This is a genomic window from Defluviicoccus vanus (assembly GCF_014672695.1).
Lineage (GTDB): Bacteria > Pseudomonadota > Alphaproteobacteria > Rhodospirillales > Defluviicoccaceae > Defluviicoccus > Defluviicoccus vanus.
This window is the reverse complement of the sequence record NZ_CP053923.1, coordinates 2403053-2421921: the sequence shown is the minus strand read 5'-3', so window position 1 is coordinate 2421921 and position 18869 is coordinate 2403053. Positions and strand designations below refer to the sequence as shown.

The following is an 18869-nucleotide window of genomic DNA, read 5'->3' as shown; positions in this document are numbered from 1 at the left end:
AACCATCCCGGGAGTTAGAAAGTTACCACTAACACCACTGCCTGATGCGTCGGCAATGCGTTGCCGTTGGTATAGCGTGCGCGTAGGATTAATGCCCCCTGGGGTACAGCACCTCACAAAGGTGGTCCCGCCATGTTTCTGTTCGTTCTCCTCGTCGTCGCGATCGCGTTCATCATCTTTGCAACAGCGCGACTCAAACTGCACCCCTTCCTTGCCCTGCTGATCGCTGCGTTCGGTTTCGGCATACTGTCCGGAATGCCACTCGCCGATGTGGTGAAGTCGGTCAACGACGGTTTCGGTGGGACAGTCGGCTACATCGGCATTTTCATCCTCGCCGGGGCGATTATCGGCGCCTTCCTCGAGCAGTCCGGCGGCGCCTACCGATTGGCCGAGAGCGTGTTACGGATTACCGGCCGCAACAGTGTTCCGGCAGCGATGTCGATCATGGGTTACATCGTCTCGATCCCGGTATTCTGTGATTCCGGCTTCATCCTGCTCTCGCCGCTGAACAAGGCATTATGCCGGCGGGCCGGTATCGGCATCGCCGCTAGCGCCATTGCATTATCGCTCGGGCTCTACGCGACGCACACCATGGTGCCGCCGACCCCGGGCCCGATCGCCGCGGCCGGCATCATCAAGGCGGACATCGGCCTCGTCATCATGTGGGGGCTTCTCACCGCCGTGATCGCCTGCCTCGGCGGCTGGCTGTTCGCCATCACCGTCGCTAAGCGCGTCGAGATCTCGCCGGACAAGCCCGGGGAAGCACCACCGCCGCTGCCCTCCGTAGAGAACAGTCCCTCCGCCTTCGCGTCGCTGATGCCAATCCTGATCCCTATTCTGCTGATCGTGCTGCGTTCAATCGCCGAGTTTCCGACTAGTACTACAGTTGCGTTTCTAGTCGTTTCTTGCGGTGACTGCTGGCGGCTGTCGTTTGGTGGCTGCGGCGCCATCGTGAGCAGGCCCAGACGAAGGCGGGATGGGTTTTCGCCCGGAACAGGATCCTTTCGAGCATGTGGCGGATTTCCGGCGTGGCGAGCGGGACGGTCATGCGGCCGCGGCGGCCGGACTCGTTTTGTCCCGTTTATCGAAGGCGATCCGGCGCTGGTCGGCCGACAATTTGGCGAGGAAGGCGGCGGCAGCGAGGACCAGGCTCATGTGGCGATGCCATCCGTGCCAGGAGCGCGCCTCGCAGTGATCGAGGCCGAGGTCGTCCTTCGCCCGCAGGAAGCACTCCTCGATCGTCCAGCGGAGGCCTGCGGCAGCGGCAAGCTCGGGCAGGGACGTGCCTTGCCGGGCATAGGCAAGGTAATAGGCGAGTGCTTGCGCATCACGCCGGCTGCGGCGGATGAGCAGCCAGCGCTCGAAACCGTCATCCGTCGACCATCCGAGCGGCAGCCTTGCCCAGTCGTAGAGCCTTGGACCCTTCGCCCCCTCGCCGGCGGTCAGCGACGACCACGCATCGTCCGCCAGCGTGTCCAGCATGGTGGCAGGGTCGGTCTGGACGAGGGTCCCGTCCTCGAGGAAGCGAAGGGTGTGGTTGGAGCGTACGGCAAGGACATAAGGCTGGCCGCGGCCCTCGAGCAGGTGCCGGAGTTGACTGTCCGAGCCGTAGAGCGCATCGGCGAGAACCCAGGCGCAAGGCGGGCCGGCGTCGAGCGTCCGCTCGATCATCTCCCGCGCCATCGCCGGCTTGGTCTTGAATTCGACGTCGTCCGGCACGGCGGCCGTCCGGCGGCGCGTCGCATCGTCCGCCCAGTCTTTCGGCAGGTACAGCTGCCGGTCGATGAGCGCGTGGCCCCAGCGGCTGGCGTAGGCGACGAAAACGCCGACCTGGCAGTTCTCGATCCGGCCGGCGGTGCCCGAGTACTGACGGCCGACACCCACCGAGTGCCGGCCCTTCTTCAGGAAACCGGTCTCATCGACAACGAGCACGCCGCCCGGATCACCCAGCGCGTTCGTCACGTACCCGCGCACCAGATCGCGAAGCTGGTCTGCCGACCATGAACTGCGTCCGAGCAGTGACTGGAGGCGATAGGGTGCCTCGAGGCCCGCCTGTTCGGCCAGCATCCAGCCGGTCTTGCGCGATGCCGCCGAGAACAGCCCGTCGATGAACATCCCGGCCGAACGGCGCGTCTCCGCCCGCCCCAGCGCCGGCGCGATCACCCGCCTCAACCCCTCGAGCTCCGCCTTCCAATCAACAAGCGTGCCCGCCCATTCCGCCACACCCATCCGTCGCCCTCCCACAGCCGCAGGCAACGGAACCATATTAGAGGATAAAATGCAACTGTAGTAGTAGGCCGCTGGGGAAGGGCATCCCGTTCAAGGCTCTCGGCTTTGTGGGCCAGCCAGTAGTTGCCTTGCTGCTCGGAGTGGGGCTGGCCGTGCTGTTGCCGAAAAAGCTCGAGCGTATGATGCTGTCCGACAAGGGACTGGTGGGAAATGCAATTCTCGATGCCGCGATCATCATCATCATCACCGGGGCAGGCGGCGCCTTCGGCAAGGTCCTGCAGAACTCCGGCATTGCCGCCGTGGTTGGTCAGAGTCTGACGAACACACCGCTCGGCATCCTGCTACCGTTCGTTATCGCTGCCGGCATCAAGACGGCTCAGGGTTCGTCTACTGTTGCGATCATCACCACGGCCGGCCTGATGGCGCCGCTGCTGTGACACCGCTTGGTCTGGACGGCGAGACGGCAAAGGCGCTGGTGGTGGTGGCGATCGGTGCAGGAGCAATGGTGGCCTCGCACGCCAACGACAGCTTCTTCTGGGTTGTCACCCAGTTCTCGAACATGACCCCGGAGACCGGCTACAAGCTGCAGACGCTAGAGCGGAGGCCGATCTGAGTGAATCGTTGGGGATTCCCATTGGGGGCTGGTTCTGATTCAAGATGTCTGCCGGAGGAGGAGGCCGGTGGACATGTCGACAGCGCTTTCCCTCGATCTTCGCGTCCGGGTTCTCAAGGCGGTGGCGGAAGGCGCGAGCCATCGCGCGGCGGCGGCGCGGTTCGGCGTCAGCGCCGCCAGCGTGAGCCGATGGCGGGCGCTGGAGCGGACGCAGGGTGATCCGCGCCCTGGCCCGCTCGGCGGCGACCGCCGCTCCGCCCGCGTCGAGGCGCAAGGCGCGCTGATCCGGCAGCTGATCGAGGCGACGCCGGACGTCACCACCGAAGAGCTGCGCGCGACGCTGGCCGAGCGGGGCCACGGTTTCGGCTACGGCACGCTGCAGCGGTTCTTCCGCCGCCACGGGCTCACGCGCAAAAAAGACCGGCCATGCGACCGAACAGGACCGCCCCGACATCCTGAAGCAGCGCGAGGCGTGGTTCGACGGCCAGATCGACCTGGCCCCGGAGCGCCTCGTGTTCATCGACGAGACCTGGGCGAAGACCAACATGGGCCGTACCTACGGCCGCGCGCCCCGCGGCGAGCGGCTGCGCATGGGCTTCCCCATGGCCACTGGAAGACCACGACCTTCGTCGGCGCCCTGACCATGCGCGGCATGATCGCCCCCTTCGTGCTCACCGGAGCGATCAACCGCGACGCCTTCGATGCCTATGTCGAGAAGGTGCTCGTCCCCGAGCTCCGCCCCGGCGACATCGTGATCATGGACAACCTGTCCAGCCACAAGGGGCCGCGCACCGATGCGCTGATCAAGGACGCGGGCGCCAGCCTCCTCTTCCTGCCGCCCTACAGCCCCGACTTCAACCCCATTGAGAAGGCGTTCGCGAAGCTCAAGGCCCTGCTCCGCAAGGCCGCCGAGCGCACCGTCGAAGCCCTCTGGGCCGCCATCGGCCGCTTCGCCGACGACTTCACCCCAGCCGAGTGCGCAAACTACTTCAGCGCCTGCGGATACGATCCAGACTGGTAGGATTCCGCTCTAGGGACGCTTGTCCAGGGAGTCGTCGCCGGGGCCGCCGTCTGGGTGATAGCTGCATTCGTTCTTTAACACACTGACACAACGAGAGGATTCACCATCACCGACAACGGCGGCCAGTCGCCCCCGCTCCTCAGCGGCAACGAGCACTTTTCCCTGGGCTCGCCCCCGCCAGGCGTTACCAAACACTGTGTTGCCGTAGAGCCAGGACTTCCCTCTCCTCTCTGACGTTGCGCTTGGCAGCGCTCCAGTCCGCGGCACACCCTGTTCCCCAACCCTGATTTGAGATGTCGATATGCTGCTGACCGCCGTTCTATTGCCTGCCACGGAGGGTGGGCTGACCGCGTTCAATCCCGAGACCGGAACGACGACCCAAGGTGCAACGGTGGAAGAGACGCTGGCCAATCTTCGCGAGACGACAACGCTATACCTTGAGGAGTTACCGCTCGTCGCGTCGGAGCGCCCACTGTTGACCACCTTCGAAGTGGAGGTTCGTGGGTAAGCCACCGCGAGTCTCCGGCGCCGATGTCGTCAGGACGCTCGAATTGCTAGGATTCATCGTCGCCCGGCAGCGCAGCGGCCATATCATGATGCGACGCGGCGGCGTCGGTTGCGTGGTCCCTATCATCGGGAGCTTAAAACCGGAACCCTGATCGGCATTCCGAAACAAGCCGGCGTTACGCCCTACGCCCGAGGCGTTAGCCGAGGCATTTCGATCGAACTGAGCAGAAATCCCAGGTGCATCGGTTCATGTTTTCGCTTGCGATATCCGGTATCCTGCGCAAATCGATGAGGCGTCGTAACCTCGACCCGTAGCCGTGAGAGGGCTGAATCGTCCGCCGGCGGCGAAGGGCATCGTTCCGACGGACGCTTGGATGCAGCTGACAGATGTATCGGGATTTTATCCGTTGGGGTGGACGGCCCCGCGGCATCTGGTGCCAAGGTTCGCTGTCAAAGTGAACAGGAGCCGTCCATGACCGAGCTTACCCGCATTGCGATCGACACGTCCAAGTCCGTCTTCACCCTGCATGGCACGGATGCCGACGGGCGGGCGGTGCTGCGACGAAATCTGCGCCGCCAGGACATGGTGCCATTCTTCGCGCGCCGACCGCCGATGGAGGTGGTGCTGGAGGCCTGCGGCGGCTCGCATCACTGGGCCGTGTGCTGGCTGGGCTCGGCCACACGGTGCGGTTGATCCCGCCGCAATACGTCAAACCCTTCGTCAAGCGCGGCAAGAACGATCGCAACGATGCCGAGGCGATCAGCGAAGCCGCGGCCCGGCCGGAGATGCGCGAGGTCGCGGTCAAGTCGGCGAGGCAGCAGGCCAACGCGATGCTGCTGTCGGTGCGCGAGCTCCTGGTGCGCCAACGCACGCAGCTGGTCAACGCGCTGCGCGGACACGCGGCCGAGTTCGGTCATGTCGGCCGCCTTGGCCGCCAAGGCGTGGCAAAGCTGCTGGCCGACGTCGCCGAGGACGCGGAGCTGCCGACGCCGGCGAGGGACGCATTGGCGTTGCTGGGCGCCGAGATCGGTCGGCTGGATGCGCGGCTGGCCGAGGTCGACGCCCGGCTGGTGGCGCAACACAAACAGACGCCAACCAGCCAGATGCTGGCGGAGGTGCCGGGGATCGGGCCGATCGGCGCGCTGAGCCTGGTGCTGCGGGTCGACTTCAGCCAGTTCAAGTCGGGGCGGCATTTCGCCTCCTGGCTGGGGCTGACTCCGCGCGAGCATTCCACCGGCGGCAAGACGCGGCTGGGCGGGATCAGCCGCGCCGGCGATGAGCGGTTGCGCCAGCTGCTGGTGCTGGGAGCAACCGCGGTGATCAGGCAGGCCAAGCCGGGAAGAGCCTCGGCTTGGCTCATCGCTTTGCTGGCAAGGCGGCCGCGCAAGCTCGCGGCGGTCGCCCTGGCCAACAAGATGGCGCGCATCGTCTGGGCGATGATGACGCGCGGCGAGGCGTATCGCCAGCCGGCCACCGCCTGACCACTCTTTGATGCCAAGGGTGCAGGGCTGAGGAAGAGAGATGCTGATCCGGTCGAGCCGACGATCCACAGAACCCGGGTAGCCCGGTGGCCATCAAGGCCGCTAATCCGTTTGGGCGTGGATCGCGGAACCCATCTGGGCCAGCGGACATCGTGCCGCGCAAAACAGGCCGACACACGACTGCCATCGCACCAGATCAGATTTTCTCCCCCTCACCCCTTGCACCCAGGGGGCCGTCCACACACGGTTCATGTTTTCGCTTGCGATATCCGGTATCCTGCGCAAATCGATGAGGCGTCGTAACCTCGACCCGTAGCCGTGAGAGGGCTGAATCGTCCGCCGGCGGCGAAGGGCATCGTTCCGACGGACGCTTGGATGCAGCTGACAGATGTATCTGGATTTTATCCGTTGGGGTAGACGGCCCCGCGGCATCTGGTGCCAAGGTTCGCTGTCGAAGTGAACAGGAGCCGTCCATGACCGAGCTTACCCGCATTGCGATCGACACGTCCAAGTCCGTCTTCACCCTACATGGCACGGATGCCGACGGGCGGGCGGTGCTGCGCCGCAATCTGCGCCGCCAGGACATGGTACCATTCTTCGCGCGCCGCCCGCCGATGGAGGTGGTGCTGGAGGCCTGCGGCGGCTCGCATCACTGGGGCCGTGTGCTGGCTGGGCTCGGCCACACGGTGCGGTTGATCCCGCCGCAATACGTCAAACCCTTCGTCAAGCGCGGCAAGAACGATCGCAACGATGCCGAGGCGATCAGCGAAGCCGCGGCGCGGCCGGAGATGCGCGAGGTCGCGGTCAAGTCGGCGAGGCAGCAGGCCAACGCGATGCTGCTGTCGGTGCGCGAGCTTCTGGTGCGCCAACGCACGCAGCTGGTCAACGCGCTGCGCGGACACGCGGCCGAGTTCGGTCATGTCGGCCGCCTTGGCCGCCAAGGCGTGGCAAAGCTGCTGGCCGATGTGGCAGAGGACGCGGAGCTGCCGACGCCGGCGAGGGACGCATTGGCGTTGCTGGGCGCCGAGATCGGTCGGCTGGATGCGCGGCTGGCCGAAGTCGACGCCAGGCTGGTGGCGCAACACAAACAGACGCCAACCAGCAAGATGCTGGCGGAGGTGCCGGGGATCGGGCCGATCGGCGCGTTGAGCCTGGTGCTGCGGGTCGATTTCAGCCAGTTCAAGTCGGGGCGGCATTTCGCCTCCTGGCTGGGGCTGACTCCGCGCGAGCATTCCACCGGCGGCAAGACGCGGCTGGGCGGGATCAGCCGCGCCGGCGACGAGCGGCTGCGCCAGTTGCTGGTGCTGGGAGCGACCGCGGTGATCCGACAGGCCAAGCCGGGAAAGGCCTCGGCGTGGCTGATCGCTTTGCTGGCAAGGCGGCCGCGCAAGCTCGCGGCGGTCGCCCTGGCCAACAAGATGGCGCGCATCGTCTGGGCGATGATGACGAGTGGAGAGGCGTATCGCCAGCCGGCAACCGCTTGACCACTCGTTGATGCCGCAGGTGCAGGGCTGAGGACGGAGAGATGCTGATCGGTCGAGCCGACGATCCACAGAACCCGGGTAGCCCGGTGGCCATCAAGGCCGCTAATCCGTTTGGGCGTGGATCGCGGAACCCATCTGGGCCAGCGGACATCGTGCCGCGCAAAACAGGCCGGACACACGACTGCCATCGCACCAGATCAGATTTTCTCCCCCTCACCCCTTGCACCCAGGGGGCCGTCCACACACAGGCTACGCTTGCTTTCATGTTTATGTAATTGAGCTGCTGCCGGTTTGGTGGCCAAGTTGTTTAGCTTGTAACAGCGATCCACTCGAACTCCAGAAGGCTGAGATAGCCGATGGTCTAGTGCTTTCGCTGGGGGTTATAGAACCGCTCGATGTAGTCGAACACATCGGCACGCGCGTGAGTGCGGGTCTGGTAGACTTTGCAGACCGTGCGCTCGGTTTTCAGCGAGGAGAGGACGCAGCCGATGAATTCGTGCAGTTGGATGTGGATTTGGTCAGCGAATCGAGCCTGATATGAGAAGAATTGCTCGTTCGATTGCCATCAGCACAGCCTCTTTCATGCTGATTATTGTCGGGATTTTGCTTTTCGCTATCGGCGACAACGGGCTTCTCGATTGGCTTTCTGTCGCGCAGGCCACTGTGGTCGCCTTGGTTCGCGCCCATCCGGTGGCCGCCGCTGCGGCGTACGTGGCATTCGTTACCGCGGGAACTCTGACCCCCTTTCCCAGCGCCATCCTCGTTATGCTCNCTGGGGGGTACCTGTTCGGCACGCTCGCCGGTGGTCTGCTCAGCGCTGCTGGGGCAACATTGAGTGCCTGCCTTGTCCACCTTGTCGGCCGGGCATTGCTATCCGGGCTGGTGACGAGGCTGATGGCGGACCGTTTGGTCACAATGCAGCAAGCAATGCGGTCAAACGCCCTTGGCTATCTCCTGGCGATTCGCCTGCTACCAGGGATGCCGGCGTGGATCGCCAATCTCGCCCCCGTGCCTTTCCCTGTCCCCCTCTCGATAGTGCTAGTGGCAACCTTCACTGGCATCCTGCCGATCTGCGTGCTCACCGCCAATGTGGGCAGCGGCCTTGCCTCGCTGGCGGAGATCGCCGATCGTTCGGCAACATATGTGCTGCGGCAGCCGCAGTTGCTTCTGCCGTTGGTCGCACTTTTCATCCTCGCCGTGGTTCCGATCGCGGTGCGAAAATGGCGTCCGGCCTCTCCGGGGCCGGACGTGGATGGCGGAAAGCAAGTGGAACCCCCGCAGAGGCAAGTCACTCCGGCTGCAAACCCTGGCATTTCAAATATGCCATCAGCCGCGCCTCCCAGTGCTGTTGATTGCGGCGAGCATCAGCGACGTACGCCGATCGCTTCAGGAGCCACATCATCGTCTTTGCCAGAAGCTTGCCGCGCCAGCGCAGCGGGCGCTCAAGCTGCAGCATCAGCACGACTCGCTCCTCGTCGGTGAGATTGTGCACCTCGTGTGGATAAGTATCGTCGAACACGATCACCTTGCCTTCCTGCCAGAGCAGTCGCTCGCCGCCGCACTCCAGGTAGCAGGCCTCGCGGTTCTTCGGCACGATCAGGCCGAGGTGACAGTTGACCAGATTCTTCGACACTCCCTTGTGCCGCGGAATGAGTGTTCCCGGCGCGAGGATGGAAAAAAANAGGGCCGTCTGCAATCCGGGCAGGCTGTCCAGTAGCGTCATCGTTTTCGGGCACAAACGGGCGTTCACATCCGACCGAAAGCCGAAACCGAGCAGGAAGAATGTCTTCCACTGATCGCCCTGGGAGATCCGATATTGATCGGGAGAAACATCCTGAAACCGAGGAATCTGGTCGCGGAAGCGGAGAATCTGTCGTGCCTCGGCAAGGATATCGAGCCAGTTCGTTTCGATGTCACGAAGCTGCGGGAAAATCGACGGATCGAAAACCGGCTGGACGGGAATCACTGACTGAGTTGCCACATAGCGATCAATTCTGCGAACGATTCTCTCGCCGCGCTTGATCAGATACTGCCGTCTGGCCCGGTGCCATTTCTGCATTTGTGTGGTTGCTTGCATTCTCGTCACAAATGGATCAAAAGGAATCGTGCATATAGCACTACCGGTTGCACAGGTCACGAGGTCTGCGTGGTGACAGCCGGATCACTCTCCGTGAGACGCGGGGAGAGTTTCTCGCTAAAGGCCGATCCGTTGTCGCAACAAGAGGGACTTGTGTGAAAAACGCAGCCACGGGCGCCCGGTGCGGTACGCTCGAAGTGGTGGTCGCGGCGCTTAAGCGAGTGCGAGCTGTCTGCGGTGCGCAGGACGTCGCGTTCTTTGCCTATCTCACCATCATCCTTATCTTGTTGGGGGTGCTTGGCCTGGGATTCCAACGGGTTGCGGCGCCGCTGCATTTGATGGCCTTCCATCTCGCGATCGGCGCCTTGGGCATGGGCGCCCTCGTCCTGCCGCGCATTTGGAATAGCGCGTTGAGCCGGTGGCTGCGCTGGTGGTATCCGGTCCTTCTTTGCACCCCGTTCTTCGAAGGCTTGGGAAGGATGATCCACATCCTTCGTCCGGGGCTGATCGATGCGCACCTTGTGGCAGCCGACCAGGCAATTTTCGGTGCGGTGCTGACGCCGATTCTGCAGGCGCATGCAACGCCCTGGCTGACCGAGATCTTTTTTATCTGCTACGCATCCTACTATTTCTTGATCCCTGCCGTCGGCTTTCCCTTTACCTGCGCGGCGGCGGGTCGTACGCGCCGTTTCGTGAGTTCATCCTCGCCGTCTCGCTGACGTTCTGGGTCTGCTATCTGCATTTCCTCGTCACGCCGGCGGGGGCCGGTGTTTTGGCCTGACTACCCGGGCCCCGTCCTCTCGCCTGACGGCGGTCCAATCACTGCGATCGAACGCTGGATATTCGACACCGGCACCATCGTCGGCGGCGCGTTTCCCTCCAGCCACGTGGCGGTGGCGCTCGTGGTGGTGATCTACGCTGTGCGGTTTGGTGTTGCCCCTGCGTTGTTCGTGCCCCTCTTCGTGGGTCTCGCCATCAGCACCGTCTTCGCCGGATACCACTATGGCGTGGATGTGCTTTATGGCGCGGGGGTGGGCGCGCTCGTCGCGGCCAGCGTTGGCTGGTTGACGGCGGCCTCGGCGTGCCGCGCCGCTTGGCCGGACGTGCCCGCCGACCCCGTCAAACACTCGTTCGGTTTTGGAGAGTCTGGCCGCGATGCATGACATCGATCACCAAGGCGCCGCGGGAGCGCTTCTTTGCCCGCCCGCCGTCGCTCCCCGCCGCAAGACGGAGAGCACGCCCGCGACGCGGCCGCTTCCGCCGGGATCACCGCCGCGGGTGTGGGCGATCCTCTGCTACCGGTCTGGCGACAACGAGCAGATCCTGGCGTTGGCGGAAAGCCTCGGTTGGCCTTACGAGGTGAAGCGGCTCGCCTATCGGCCTTACGGCCGAACGATCGACGTCCTGCGGCCCACGACGCTGGCTGGTATTCTGAAGGAGAAGTCGGATCCGCTGACTGCTCCCTGGCCCGACTTGATCATCTCCGCAAGCATGCGCAACGAGCCGGTTTGCCGCTGGATCCAACGGCAGGCAGATCATCCCGTCCGCTACGTCCACATTGGCCGCCCCTGGGCATTCCTGAAAAACTTCGACCTGGTTATTACGCAGCCGCAGTACCGGCTGCGGCTGCGGCCGAACGTCCTCGAGCTGCCGCTTTGCCTGCATCGCGTTTCGGCGGAGCGCCTCGACGAGGCGGCCCGAACATGGCTGCCGCGTCTTGCCCACCTGCCACGTCCTTTTATCGCCGTTCTGGTTGGTGGAACAGGCGGCCCTTATGCTCTCGATCCATACAAGGCCAAGCGGCTTGCCCAACAGGCCAGCGCCTTCGCCAACGCGCGCGGTGGCTCGCTCCTGGTCTCGACGAGTTCCCGCACCGCGGCGGACGCGGCCGACGCAGTCGCTGAAGCGGTGGCTGCTCCTGCCTACGTCCACTTATGGCAACCACAGGCGACAGATAATCCTTATTTCGGTTTCCTGGCGCTGGCGGATGCCTTCGTCGTCACCTGCGACAGCATCAGTATGCTCACGGAGGCCTGCGCCACAGGCAAGCCGGTCTACATGTTCGACCTCGGACCCAAGGCAGAAGCGCCGTTAGCCTCTTGGTCCTGGCGCGACGTGCTGCAGCGGTTGCGCGAGCGCTGTCGTCTCGACCGCCTCAAGGCCTTTCTTTATCGAAATCTCGTGCATGTTNCCCCCAGCCGGATGACCCGTGACCTCGATCGCATCCATCAGCGCCTGGTCACAACCGGGAGGGCCGCTTGGCTCGGCGAGGAATTCCACGGCAGCGGACAGCGCGAGACGGAGTGCCCAGCGGTCGCGCTCGCCCGCGTTCGGGCGCTGTTTGCGCGCGACACGGGCGGCGGCGCCATCGCCGGAGCGGTTACCCCGGCAGCGGCGGAGCAACCTCGATGAGCCGCATCGCATCGTGGCGCAGGTGATTTCGCTGCATCTCCTCGCGCAGGTAATCCTCGCTGACGATCCCCTTCGCAAGACATTCCCGGACCAGTCCGAAGAAGAAGTGCTCCTGCTTGCGATCGGGATGGCGCCGGTATTTGCCGAGCAGGGCGTACTCGCCGAAGACGCTCCGCCGGACACGCATCAGCCAACGGGTGGCGCGGAAGCGTTCGCTTGGCGTCCAGTCGATGTCGAGGCCGGTTTTCCAGGGCTGCGTCAGCCGGCGCGTATTATGAAGAAGTTTCGTATCGGCGGTCAGGCGATCAAAGTCGTTCCAGGTCCGCTCGAACAATCCGATCGAGCCGCGCGGCTCGAGCTTCAGCCACATCCATTTGGTATAGTCGCGGGTGAACGCGAACATCTCGCTAAACTGCTCCTCGCAGCGCCAATGCGTCAGCTTTGCGCAGTCAAGGAGCATGACACTCGATGCAAAAGCGCCGTCGATCTTCTTCCGGCAGAGGACGGCATGGCCCTGCATGTCGCGGGACAGCAGATCCCAGATGTCGCCGACAGCGAACACATCCGGATCGATGATCAGCGCGCGACCGGCGTATCCCATCAATTCAGGCGGCAGGAATCGAAGCGGGGTGAACGATTGCAGGTCGTCATCGCGCCAGAGGCGTTTGATCCCGTCGCGGAGGTAGAGTTGCCCGTCGNNCCGCGCACTGAGAAACGGATAATCGCGGGTATGGATGATTCGCACGTCGAAGACGTCCCCATGCCGGGACATGCGATAGAGGGCGTATTGGGCGACGAGCGCACCGAGGAGTTGCTTATCGTTGGCTTGAATGAAGATGCAGGGCCGGATCGCCGGTTTCTGTTCCATCTTGCTCTTTTCTCTTCCTACGTTCTCCGTAATTCGCGACATCCGTATCAGGCGATCCCCGTCAGGGCGCCAATGGCACGAATAGCGGGTAGCGGTCGCTCCCAGGGCTAAGTAGAAAGCAACCGAGCCGCGTTGGAAACTTGGTCGACATGGAAATGAGTGGAAAATCGGTTGGTGGAGATTTGGCAGCACGCTCGGGGGCGGCAACCGGAGCGCTTGGCCCCGTCGGCGGTCTTCGCATCGTTGAAGCGCGGACTCGCCGGGAGATGCGGCAATTTCTTGACATCCCGCGCCACGTGTTCGCGACCGACCGCTCCTGGGTGCAGCCCCTCGCCTTCGAGCGCCTCAGTCACCTTGACCGACGGAGCAACCCTTACTTCGCACACGCTGAAGCGGCCTTCTGGGTGGCCTTGCAAGGCAACAATCCCGTCGGACGGATCAGTGCCCAGCTCGATGGCCTGGTGCCGCACGACGGTGCTGGCGCAGTCGGCCATTTCGGATTTCTCGACGCGATCGACGACGCAGAGACCTTTGCCGCGCTCCTCTCGACGGCGGAGGACTGGCTTGCGGCACGCGGCGCCGTTCGGGTCATGGGACCGTTCAGCCTGTCGATCAACGACGAATGCGGCCTGCTCGTCGACGGCTTCGAGACACCGCCTTCGCTCATGATGGGGCATGCTCGCCCCTACTACGCAACTCATCTTGATGCCTTCGGCTACACAGGAGCGAAGGACTTGATCGCCTACGAGTACGAGATTGCCCAGGACTTTCCGCCCGCCATGCAGAGCTTCTTCACGAAGATCAGCGCCGAAGACAAGTTGCGCTTCCGGCCTCTGCGGATGAACGACTACGCGCGGGAAATCGCTCGTGTCGTCGACATCTTCAATGATGCCTGGTCGGGCAATTGGGGCTTCATCCCGTTTTCCGAAGCCGACATGCGCTACCTCGGCAGCAACCTCAAACCTCTGCTGCGGTCGGGAGACGTGGCATTCGGTGAGATCGACGGCGAAGCGGTGGCAATGGCGGTGTGCCTGCCGAACCTCAACGAAGCCATCGCTAATCTCGATGGACGGTTGCTGCCGTTCGGTTGGCTGAAGCTTCTTTGGCGTCTTAAGGTCAGGACTCCGGGGAGTGCCCGGCTGCCATTGATGGGTGTCAAACGCGCCTATCAGCGAACGGCCGTCGGTACGGCGCTGATGCTGGGCGTGGTGCAGGCGGTGCGCGACGACCACCGCCGCCGCGGGACGCACTCGGCCGAATTGTCGTGGATTCTCGAAGACAACCGGCCGACCCGAAGGCTCATTGAGTCGATCGGCGGCCGACCCTAAAAAACATATCGGATCTACAAAAAGGATCTGCCGTCGCCACGGCACGCCACCACTGGTTGACCACGGAGCGAGCATTCGTTGCGACTCAGGGCTGCGCCGTGCTCACCAAGCCAGATATGACGCGGACATTGTCGGCGGCAGGCTGGGAGTCGGGGCGGCTGTCGGCGGTTGCGCTGGCGGTGCCTATGCTGGCGGTAATTGAGCTGAGGTACTCGGCAAGACGCCCGAATCGACGTGAGGCCGCCTCAATCTGCCGCTTGGTGTGCGCTGCCGAGACGCTGCAACGCAGAAGGCACATGCCGTTCGGCGTCGCCGGCGGCAGCGCGAGATTGGCGTATATCCCTTGGCTCATCATAAAGTGCCAGCCTCGGACGGCGGTGACCTCGTCCGGCATGCGGATGGCGACGATCGGACTGCGCGGTGAGACGACGTCAAGCCCCGCCTCCTGAAGGCCGGCTCGGAGGGCATCGGCATTGCGCCAAAGCCGCCGGCGGATCGCCGGTTCCTTCTTCAGCCGTCGCAGCGCCGCACTGACACTTGCGATCGACCCTGGCGACGGAGACGCCGTGTACATGTATGAGCGCGCACAGAAGCGCAGGACATCGAAGTCCGGGTGGTTGGACGCCCCGAAGCCCCCGATCGCCCCGAGGCTCTTGCTGAACGTGCCAACGACGAAATCGACCTGATCAGCCACCCCCGCTTCCTCGACGGCGCCCCGGCCGGTTTCGCCGAGCACGCCGAGCGAGTGTGCCTCATCGACAAGGAGGGATGCGCCGTGCTTCTTCGTCACCGAGACGAAGTCGGCAAGAGGAGCGGCGTCGCCGATCATGCTGTAGATACCCTCGACGACGACCAGCACCCCTCCATCCTTCGCCTGAAGGCGGGCTAAGCGCTTGTTGAGGTCGGCGGGGTCGTTATGCCGGAAACGGACGATCGTAGCGCCGCTCAGTTTGCACCCGTCGTAGATACTGGCATGTGAGTCGGCATCAACCAGGATCACGTCTTGCGGACCGGCAAGTCCTGCAATCATGCCAAGGTTCGCCTGGTAACCCGTCGAAAACAACATCACCTTGCGCATGCCGAGGAAATGGCTGAGCTTTCGCTCAAGATCGAGGTGCAGACCATAAGTTCCATTGGCAATGCGCGACCCGGTGGTTCCGGTTCCATGCCGCTCGGTCGCCTCGATCGCCGCCTCGACACACTTGGAATCGAGCGTTAAACCCAAATAATTATTTGTTCCAACAAGAATGGTTCTCTTGCCATTGATGCGCGCCTCTGTGGGCGAGTAAATTTCATCAATAGACACGGCGAACGGATCGGATCCAATCATCAGCAATTGGTCATGGCGCCGCGATTGCGGCTTGTACTTATCGATTATGTCCATACTCAACTACCGCCTGTCCTCTGCATGAGCAGGGTGACTAAATCACCGATGGTGTTTACTTCCGCAAGTGCATTAATAGGGATGTCGACGTTGAAGTGATCTTCCACTTCCATCGTCAGATTCATCATATCGACAGAATCAATCTCCAGATCTGACGCAAGCAAGGTTTCACTGGTAAGCGGCTTCCCAAGCTTGTTGTACGGCTCAAGAAGTTCGCAAAGAGCCAGAAGTATATCCGATTTCTCTACCATGAGTTTTATGATAACCTATCCCTCTAACATAGCAATGTTGATATAGCAGCCGGGCCTTACGAATTTGTAAGGAATGCCGGGCTTCGCGGTGGCCTAAAGCNCAACCCGCGTCGCCATACCATTGCCAAGCCTGTTGAAACCCCTGACCGAACGCCACGTGTGGTTTCCAGCATCCGACCTCGGTCGAGCCGCTCCGTTCGCTAACCCAACTCGGATGGTAAAGCTCCCGAACCTTGCCGCGGCTGAGCATTGGCGATCGGCCGCGCAGCCGTGCCGCGGCTTCGAACAGCCAAGCCGCGCCAAGCAGCAGCGGCTGCGGGAGAAACATGCAGCGAATTGGCTTGCCGAGACAATCTCCGATGATGTCGGTTACGTCTCGCCACGCGTAGCCGCCGACGCGGCCATCGTCCGGCTCCAGGACCGTACCCTGCCATGTCGGCTGTCGTAGCAAGTCGGTCAGCAAGGCCACCAGATCATCGACATAGAGGAGGGAAAACCGGCAAGCCGGCGACGCCGGAACCAGCGCCAAGCGCCGTGAAATCAACTGCAGGAGCTGCAGCGTCGCCCGGTCGCCCGGACCATAAACCGCGGGCGGACGCACCACTACGTATTCGAGGGCACGTTGATACTTTTCCAGTTGACGTTCAGCAGCGCGTTTGCTCGCCGCGTAGGCGGATACGTGCGGTGCCCGCGCCGCCAGCGACGAAACAAGAAGCAAGCGAGGTGTTGGCGACGCGGCAAGCATAACGTCGACCAGTCGCCCCGTACCCAGGGCATTGACGTCGAAGAAATCCTGCCGCCGCACTGCAGAGATGAGACCCGCGATGTGAACGACTGTACTCACGCCATCGACCAGGCGCTCGAGTGCTGTTGCATCGTCAAGTGAACCGATGACAACCTCTGGCGCGCCGACCTGCTGCCGCTGCGCCGGTGAGCGAAGCAAGGCGCGAACCTGCCAGCCTTGCCGAAGCAGCGAGGCAACGAGGGTGCCGCCAATAAAACCGCTGGCACCGGTTACGGCAATCAGCTCTTGCTTCGTCGGCATTGGTTTCGACATGAGGCCATTCGGACAGCGGACCGGACAGCAGCATCAAGCGAGCGCTACACCGAGGCCGCAATCGCGACGGGCTCGGGCTCGTCGGTCAACCGCTTGAGGTGACCTTCGAGATATTGCGACCGAGTCGCCGCGCGGCTGAGCTTCCCGGATGAGGTAAATCGCAGCGAGCGAGGCGGAACGACGGCGACTTCGGCATGCACACCAGCGATTCGATGGACCGTCGAGGCGACATCCTGCCTGAGCCTCCGTCGGAGGTCCGANTCCTGTAGGTAGCATTCGACGACAATCGCGACGCGTTCGTCTTCCTCCCCCTGCCCCAGGGAAAAGGCGGCAACGCTACCGGTGCGCACATCCGGCAGCCGTTCGATTGCCCATTCAAGATCCTGGGGCCAGAGATTGCGTCCTTTGACGATGATCAGGTCTTTATTGCGGCCGGTGACGACGAGTTCGCCATCGACGAGGTAGCCCATGTCGCCGGTATCGAGACACCCGTCCGGACCGAGCGCGGCCTGTGTCGCGTCGGGCCTGCCGAAGTACTCCCGCATCAAGCTCGGTCCGCGGACGTAAACACGACCAATCTGCCGCTCGGGGAGTACCCGCCCCATATCGTCACGGATTTCAATCGCGGATCCGGGCAGCGGCCGGCCGCAGAATGCAAACCGACGCTCCGTCGCGGCCGCATCCGTCGCCACGCGAGCCGTTGCGCGACCATTGGCAAGCGGGACGGCGCGTCCCGTTCGCTCGTAGGCGGCTCGATCGACCACGTCAACGCGGACGCCGCTCCGCAGTGGCGAGAAGCTCACCGCCAACGTTGCTTCGGCAAGGCCGTAACTCGGCAGAAAGGCGGCAGCGTCGAAACCCGATGCGGCGAACGTCTCGGTAAACCGGTCGAGACCTTCCGGGCGGACCATGTCGCCACCGACGCCGGCGATNCGCCACTGTCCGAGCGTGAGCCCGTCAGCCGGCTCGCGACCGGCGCGGCGAACGCAGAGTTCATAGCCAAACGTCGGGCTGAAAGAGATCGTGCCACCGAAGGTGGAGATCAGTCGCAACCAGGTCAAGGGTCGCTGGGCGAAGGCGACGGCAGACATATAGTCAACGGTGACCTGCGACAGCATCGGCGTAATGAAGAAGCCGACGAGCCCCATGTCGTGATAAAGCGGCAGCCAAGACGTCGCACGGTCACCGGGAACGAGGCGCAACCCGAACTGGCCAATCGCCCGGGCGTTGCTTGTCACCGCCCTCTGGGTTGCCAGGACGCCTTTCGGCTCTGTCGTGCTGCCGGACGAGTACTGAATGTAACAAGGATCATCCTTGTCGAATGGGCGAAGCGTACCGTTTCCGGCTGGCAGGCCATAGAAGTCGTCCGGCGAACCGATCATGCGCAGCCCCGCACAGCCGCCCGCCGCCTCTCTGAGCGCCCCGATCAGCTCGGTCGAGGCGACGGCGGCAACCGGCGAGGCCGACTTGAGCATGCCTCGAAGGCGCTCGATATGAGCCTGATAGCCTCCGACGCTTAGGTTCAGGGGTAGCGGAACCGGGATTAGACCCGCATACTGGCAGGCAAANAATATCACCGAAAAATCAACCGTCGTTTCGGCGATGATTGCTAGTCTGTCGGCGCGCTCAAAACCGCTAGCGACGAAGCGCGATGCGAGGTCGCGTGCCCGCTCACGTAGTTCGGCGTAACTGAGCGAAGCAACGAGTTGGCCGCGACTGGAAAAGAAGTTAAATCCGGTCTTGCCGCGCGCGGCCCAATCAAGGCCCTCCGTTAATGTCTCGAACTCACCAACTCGCATTTGCTGATGCGGATTGGTCCCAAGGGCCTGGAGCATGATTTTGTCCTTTGCGAGCATCAGATAGCAGGATGCGAGTTCAATCGCACTGACCTCTGCCCGGTGTTCGGGCAGTGGCGGGGTACGAAGAGCAAGAAGTAGGAGACTTGGCGCCCGTCAGCCGACCCGCCTTCGCAAAGAGAAATCACTCGACGCTGCTAGCAACCTATCACCCGGCTAAACCATGGTGTCTTTTCTTACTCAGCTACTCAGGTCGCACAACTCCTAAGTGACACCCGGTTCCAATCATACACACCAAAGGTGCAACTAGTGCAACGCACGTATTGTTACGGCGTGTTACGACCTTGATACAGAAACGAC

At 63.1% G+C, this 18869-nt stretch carries 16 protein-coding genes and 4 pseudogenes; 12 read left to right on the top strand and 8 right to left on the bottom strand.

Going from position 1 to position 18869, the window contains the following annotated elements; translation table 11 throughout:
- Window positions 1-132 precede the first annotated feature (132 nt).
- Window positions 133-849 (top strand): annotated as a pseudogene (locus tag HQ394_RS21190) (GntP family permease); the annotation flags it as partial.
- A gap of 31 nt (window positions 850-880) precedes the next feature.
- Here HQ394_RS21190 and HQ394_RS10970 read toward each other — a convergent pair.
- Window positions 881-1048 (bottom strand): hypothetical protein, encoded by a 168-nt coding sequence (locus HQ394_RS10970; RefSeq protein ID WP_190260090.1) that lies wholly within the window; start codon window positions 1046-1048, stop codon window positions 881-883.
- Window positions 1045-2229, bottom strand: coding sequence for an IS701 family transposase (locus tag HQ394_RS10965; RefSeq protein WP_190260091.1), 1185 nt, complete (start codon window positions 2227-2229; stop codon window positions 1045-1047). The genes HQ394_RS10970 and HQ394_RS10965 overlap by 4 nt, the downstream gene beginning before the upstream one ends.
- Window positions 2230-2357: 128 nt before the next feature.
- On the opposite strand from HQ394_RS10965, the gene HQ394_RS20495 reads away from it, so the two are divergent.
- The 6 genes and pseudogenes from HQ394_RS20495 to HQ394_RS10940 all read left to right on the top strand — a co-directional run bounded on the left by HQ394_RS20495 (window position 2358) and on the right by HQ394_RS10940 (window position 7336).
- Window positions 2358-2666: a GntT/GntP/DsdX family permease gene (locus tag HQ394_RS20495; RefSeq protein ID WP_263053719.1), complete on the top strand. Its 309-nt coding sequence runs from the start codon at window positions 2358-2360 to the stop codon at window positions 2664-2666.
- Entirely contained in the window at window positions 2663-2842 is a 180-nt protein-coding gene (locus tag HQ394_RS20490) for a GntT/GntP/DsdX family permease (protein ID WP_263053718.1), read from the top strand. The genes HQ394_RS20495 and HQ394_RS20490 overlap by 4 nt, the downstream gene beginning before the upstream one ends.
- Window positions 2843-2915: 73 nt before the next feature.
- On the top strand, window positions 2916-3863 hold the full coding sequence (locus HQ394_RS10955; protein ID WP_223291524.1) for an IS630 family transposase: 948 nt from the start codon (window positions 2916-2918) through the stop codon (window positions 3861-3863).
- Window positions 3864-4164: 301 nt separating this feature from the next.
- Window positions 4165-4371, top strand: coding sequence for a type II toxin-antitoxin system HicB family antitoxin (locus HQ394_RS10950; RefSeq protein ID WP_190260273.1), 207 nt, complete (start codon window positions 4165-4167; stop codon window positions 4369-4371).
- Between the two features lie 471 nt (window positions 4372-4842).
- Window positions 4843-5852 (top strand): annotated as a pseudogene (locus HQ394_RS10945) (IS110 family RNA-guided transposase).
- A gap of 473 nt (window positions 5853-6325) precedes the next feature.
- Window positions 6326-7336 (top strand): IS110 family RNA-guided transposase, encoded by a 1011-nt coding sequence (locus HQ394_RS10940; protein WP_190260272.1) that lies wholly within the window; start codon window positions 6326-6328, stop codon window positions 7334-7336.
- Window positions 7337-7697: 361 nt separating this feature from the next.
- On the opposite strand, the pseudogene HQ394_RS10935 reads toward HQ394_RS10940, so the two are convergent.
- Window positions 7698-7811, bottom strand: a pseudogene (locus HQ394_RS10935) (IS3 family transposase); the annotation flags it as partial.
- Between the two features lie 62 nt (window positions 7812-7873).
- On the opposite strand from HQ394_RS10935, the pseudogene HQ394_RS21185 reads away from it, so the two are divergent.
- A pseudogene (locus HQ394_RS21185) lies at window positions 7874-8422 on the top strand (VTT domain-containing protein); the annotation flags it as partial.
- A gap of 202 nt (window positions 8423-8624) precedes the next feature.
- Here HQ394_RS21185 and HQ394_RS10930 read toward each other — a convergent pair.
- Window positions 8625-9395 carry an aspartyl/asparaginyl beta-hydroxylase domain-containing protein gene (locus HQ394_RS10930; protein ID WP_456151589.1) on the bottom strand — a complete coding sequence of 257 codons (771 nt, stop codon included), beginning with the start codon at window positions 9393-9395 and terminating at the stop codon, window positions 8625-8627.
- A 173-nt stretch (window positions 9396-9568) separates the two neighbouring features.
- On the opposite strand from HQ394_RS10930, the gene HQ394_RS10925 reads away from it, so the two are divergent.
- The 4 genes from HQ394_RS10925 (at window position 9569) to HQ394_RS10905 (ending at window position 14021) form a co-directional block, all read left to right on the top strand.
- Window positions 9569-10132: a hypothetical protein gene (locus HQ394_RS10925; protein WP_190260271.1), complete on the top strand. Its 564-nt coding sequence runs from the start codon at window positions 9569-9571 to the stop codon at window positions 10130-10132.
- 48 nt (window positions 10133-10180) lie between these two features.
- Window positions 10181-10576, top strand: a complete 396-nt coding sequence (locus HQ394_RS10920; RefSeq protein WP_190260270.1) for a phosphatase PAP2 family protein — start codon at window positions 10181-10183, stop codon at window positions 10574-10576.
- Window positions 10569-11825: a mitochondrial fission ELM1 family protein gene (locus HQ394_RS10915; RefSeq protein ID WP_190260269.1), complete on the top strand. Its 1257-nt coding sequence runs from the start codon at window positions 10569-10571 to the stop codon at window positions 11823-11825. Before HQ394_RS10920 ends, HQ394_RS10915 begins: the two co-directional genes overlap by 8 nt.
- 1023 nt (window positions 11826-12848) lie before the next feature.
- A complete protein-coding gene (locus HQ394_RS10905; protein WP_223291522.1) occupies window positions 12849-14021 on the top strand; it encodes a GNAT family N-acetyltransferase in 1173 nt (390 codons plus the stop codon).
- A gap of 85 nt (window positions 14022-14106) precedes the next feature.
- Here the strand turns inward: HQ394_RS10905 and spt are convergent, their stop codons facing one another.
- From spt to HQ394_RS10885, 4 genes are all read right to left on the bottom strand, one after another.
- Complete coding sequence (gene spt / locus HQ394_RS10900; protein ID WP_190263266.1) at window positions 14107-15405, bottom strand: serine palmitoyltransferase; 1299 nt, start codon at window positions 15403-15405, stop codon at window positions 14107-14109.
- A 2-nt stretch (window positions 15406-15407) separates the two neighbouring features.
- Window positions 15408-15656, bottom strand: coding sequence for an acyl carrier protein (locus HQ394_RS19915; RefSeq protein ID WP_223291521.1), 249 nt, complete (start codon window positions 15654-15656; stop codon window positions 15408-15410).
- Window positions 15610-16701, bottom strand: coding sequence for an NAD-dependent epimerase/dehydratase family protein (locus HQ394_RS10890; RefSeq protein WP_190260267.1), 1092 nt, complete (start codon window positions 16699-16701; stop codon window positions 15610-15612). Before HQ394_RS10890 ends, HQ394_RS19915 begins: the two co-directional genes overlap by 47 nt.
- Before the next feature lie 56 nt (window positions 16702-16757).
- Window positions 16758-18548: a fatty acyl-AMP ligase gene (locus HQ394_RS10885; RefSeq protein WP_190260266.1), complete on the bottom strand. Its 1791-nt coding sequence runs from the start codon at window positions 18546-18548 to the stop codon at window positions 16758-16760.
- Between the last annotated feature and the right edge of the window lie 321 nt (window positions 18549-18869).